Annotated in this window: 3 protein-coding genes; all 3 read left to right on the forward strand. The window is 68.3% G+C overall.

Annotation, left to right across the window (positions count from 1 at the left end; genetic code table 11):
• Window positions 1-81: 81 nt before the first annotated feature.
• Genes aroB through AC1D12_RS29240 form a run of 3 tightly spaced genes read left to right on the forward strand, consistent with a single transcriptional unit; the run spans window position 82 to window position 3,009 of the window.
• Entirely contained in the window at window positions 82-1,173 is a 1,092-nt protein-coding gene (gene aroB / locus AC1D12_RS29230) for a 3-dehydroquinate synthase (RefSeq protein WP_477844672.1), read from the forward strand.
• A 3-nt stretch (window positions 1,174-1,176) separates the two neighbouring features.
• Window positions 1,177-2,340: a deoxyguanosinetriphosphate triphosphohydrolase gene (locus AC1D12_RS29235; protein WP_477826423.1), complete on the forward strand. Its 1,164-nt coding sequence runs from the start codon at window positions 1,177-1,179 to the stop codon at window positions 2,338-2,340.
• 3 nt (window positions 2,341-2,343) lie between these two features.
• The gene (locus tag AC1D12_RS29240; RefSeq protein WP_477844674.1) at window positions 2,344-3,009 is read left to right on the forward strand and encodes a transposase; all 666 of its coding nucleotides are present in this window, start codon (window positions 2,344-2,346) and stop codon (window positions 3,007-3,009) included.
• Window positions 3,010-3,142 lie beyond the last annotated feature (133 nt).

Genomic DNA, 3,142 nt, shown 5'->3' on the forward strand with positions numbered 1-3,142 from the left:
GAGCTGGCCGGCATCGTGATGCGGCGCCCCGATGCGGCACACACGGACGAGGCGCGAAACGAGCGGCGCTAAACTGCGCCCATGAACGACGAGCGAAGCAGGGTCAGGATCGAACTGGCCGACCGGGCCTACGACATCGCGATCGGCTGCGGCCTGTTGTCGGACCGCGACGTGTTGCAAGGCCTGCCGCAGGGCAGCAGTGCCGTCATCGTGACGAACCCGACCGTGGCGCCCTTGTATGCGCAGCGGCTGCAGAATCTGCTGAGGCAGCACATTGCCCACTGCCTGCTGGTCGAACTGCCGGATGGCGAGATCCACAAGGACTGGAGTTCGCTGGAGCGCATCTTCGGCGCGTTGCTGCGTGCCGGCGCCGATCGCAAGACGATGCTCTATGCGTTGGGCGGCGGCGTGGTCGGCGACATCACCGGCTTCGCGGCGGCCTGCTACATGCGCGGCATCCCCTTCGTCCAGGTCCCGACAACGTTGCTGGCGCAGGTGGATTCGTCGGTCGGCGGCAAGACCGCGATCAACCATCCGCTGGGCAAGAACATGATCGGCGCGTTCTACCAGCCGCTGCGCGTGATCGCCGACCTGGACACGCTCGACACGCTTCCTGACCRCGAGATCTCGGCCGGGCTGGCCGAGGTCATCAAGTACGGCCCGATCGCCGACGATGCCTTTCTCGGCTGGATCGAAGACCACCTCGACGCGCTGCTCGCGCGCGACAAGAAGGCGCTGGCCCATGCCGTCAAGCGCTCGTGCGAGATCAAGGCCTGGGTCGTCGGCCAGGACGAGCGCGAAACCGGCCTGCGCGCGATCCTGAACTTCGGCCACACCTTCGGCCATGCGATCGAGGCCGGGCTCGGGTTCGGAACCTGGCTGCATGGCGAGGCTGTCGGCTGCGGGATGGTGATGGCGGCCGACCTGTCGCACCGCCTCGGCCTGATCGACGCGGCGTATGCGCAGCGCATCACCCGGCTGGTCGAGCGCGCGCGCCTGCCGATCCGTGGCCCGCAACTCGGTGCCGACCGCTACCTCGAGCTGATGCGCGTCGACAAGAAGTCCGAGGCCGGCGAGATCCGCTTCGTCGTGATCGAGGCGCCGGGCCGCGCCGCGCTGCGGCCGGTACCCGACGACATCGTGCGCGAGGTGCTGGCGGCCCACGCTGCCTGAGCCATGTCGGCCCCGCGTCCGGCCGGAGCATGGCAGCCGTATGCCTGCGACCCGCAGCACAGCGGCGGTCGCCGGCTGCACGAGTCGCCCGCGCCCACGCGCAGCGAGTACCAGCGCGACCGCGATCGCATCGTGCACTGCACCGCCTTTCGCCGGCTGGTCTACAAGACGCAGGTGTTCCTGAACCACGAAGGCGACCTGTTCCGCACCCGGCTGACCCATTCGCTGGAGGTGGCCCAGCTCGGCCGCTCGATCGCGCGCAGCCTCGGCCTGAACGAGGACCTGGTCGAAGCCATCGCGCTGGCCCACGACCTCGGCCACACACCGTTCGGCCACGCCGGCCAGGATGCGTTGAACGACTGCCTGCAGGCGGTGGATCCGCACAGCGGCGGCTTCGAGCACAACCTGCAGAGCCTGCGCGTCGTGGATTCGCTCGAAGAGCGTTACCCGCACTTCGACGGGCTGAACCTGACGCTGGAAACCCGGGAGGGGATCCTGAAGCACTGCTCCGGCCCGGCCGCCGCACGGCTCGAGGCCAGGGAGCCGAACGGTGTCGCGCACCGCTTCGTCGCGCGGCTGCGCCCGGGCCTGGAAGCCCAGCTGTGCAACCTGGCGGACGAGATCGCCTACAACGCGCACGATGTGGATGACGGCGTGCGTTCCGGCCTGCTGAAGCTCGAGCAACTCGACGACGTGCCGCTGTTCGCGCGCTACAAGGCCGAATCGCTGGCAGCCCACCCCGGCCTGCGCGGCAAGCGGCTGCTTTTCGAGAGCATCCGCCGCATGCTCTCGGCCCAGGTCTACGACGTGCTCGACGCCAGCGCCGCGGCGATCGCACAGCACGGTCCGCGCAGCGTGGCAGACGTTCGCCGGGCGCCGCCGCTGATCTGCTTCAGCGCGCAGATGGCAGCCGACAGCGTCGAGCTGAAGCGCTTCCTGCGGCACAACCTCTACCGGCATCCGCAGGTCGTGGCGACCACCGACCGGGCCAAGCAGGTGGTGCGCGAGCTGTTCGCGATCTACCGCGCTGCGCCGCAGGAGTGGATACCGCCCGGCGAATCGCGCACGGCCGGGCTGCGGCAACTGGCCGACTACATCGCAGGGATGACCGATCGCTACGCGCTGCGCGAGCACGAGCGCCTGACCGGCCGGCGGCTGTTCGACTGAGCCATGGCGCGCCTCGCCCGCCTGTGCATTCCCGGCCACCCGCACCTCGTGCAGCAGCGCGGGCACAACGGCCAGCCGGTGTTCATCGACGAGGCTGACATCCAGGGCTTCCTGCGGATGCTGGCCGAGGCTGTGAAGGCGAGCGGCGTCGCGGTCCATGCCTACGGATTGGCGGCGGGCGAAGTGCACCTGCTCGCAACACCCTCCGCTGCGGATTCGCTGAGCCGGCTGATGCAGGCCATCGGCCGCCAGCACGGCCAGGCATTCAACCGCCGGCATGGCCGTTCCGGCAGCCTGTGGGATGGCCGCTTCCGTACCGCCCCGATCGAGGGGGAACGGCACTTGCTTGCTGCCATGCGCTATGTCGAGTCGGCCGTGCCGGACCTGCGCGCCTCGAGTGCGCCGCACCACCTTGGGCAGGCGACCGATCCCGTGGTAAGCGACCACTCCCTTTATTGGGCCTTGGGTAACACGCCATTCGACCGGGAGATGAAATACCGGACATGGTTCGAGCAGGGCACTTCATCGGCCGAGGCCGAGCGCTTCCGGCGTGCCACCACGCAAGGATGGCCGCTCGGCGAGGCGTCGTTCATCGACAGCCTGTCCCTGGTGACGAGCCGCCGCTTGGTGGCCCGCCCCCGGGGACGGCCGCCGAAAGCTGCCATTTGATGTGTCCCCATTTATAAGGTCGATGAATCGATCGACACATCGAAAGGTGTCTGACCCTATTTATTTCGATTGAAGCCCCTGTTGCACTGCAGTATTCTTCGCGTCCATTCCAGATTTCCGGACGGAGCACGCC

It is taken from the genome of Rhizobacter sp. P1_G5 (assembly GCF_056405435.1).

What these genes read in the sequence shown, in the direction of transcription:
- AC1D12_RS29235 (WP_477826423.1), top strand. Translation starts at nt 1,177, where the DNA reads ATGTCGGCCCCGCGTCCGGCCGGAGCATGGCAGCCGTATGCCTGCGAC.
- AC1D12_RS29240 (WP_477844674.1), top strand. Translation starts at nt 2,344, where the DNA reads ATGGCGCGCCTCGCCCGCCTGTGCATTCCCGGCCACCCGCACCTCGTG.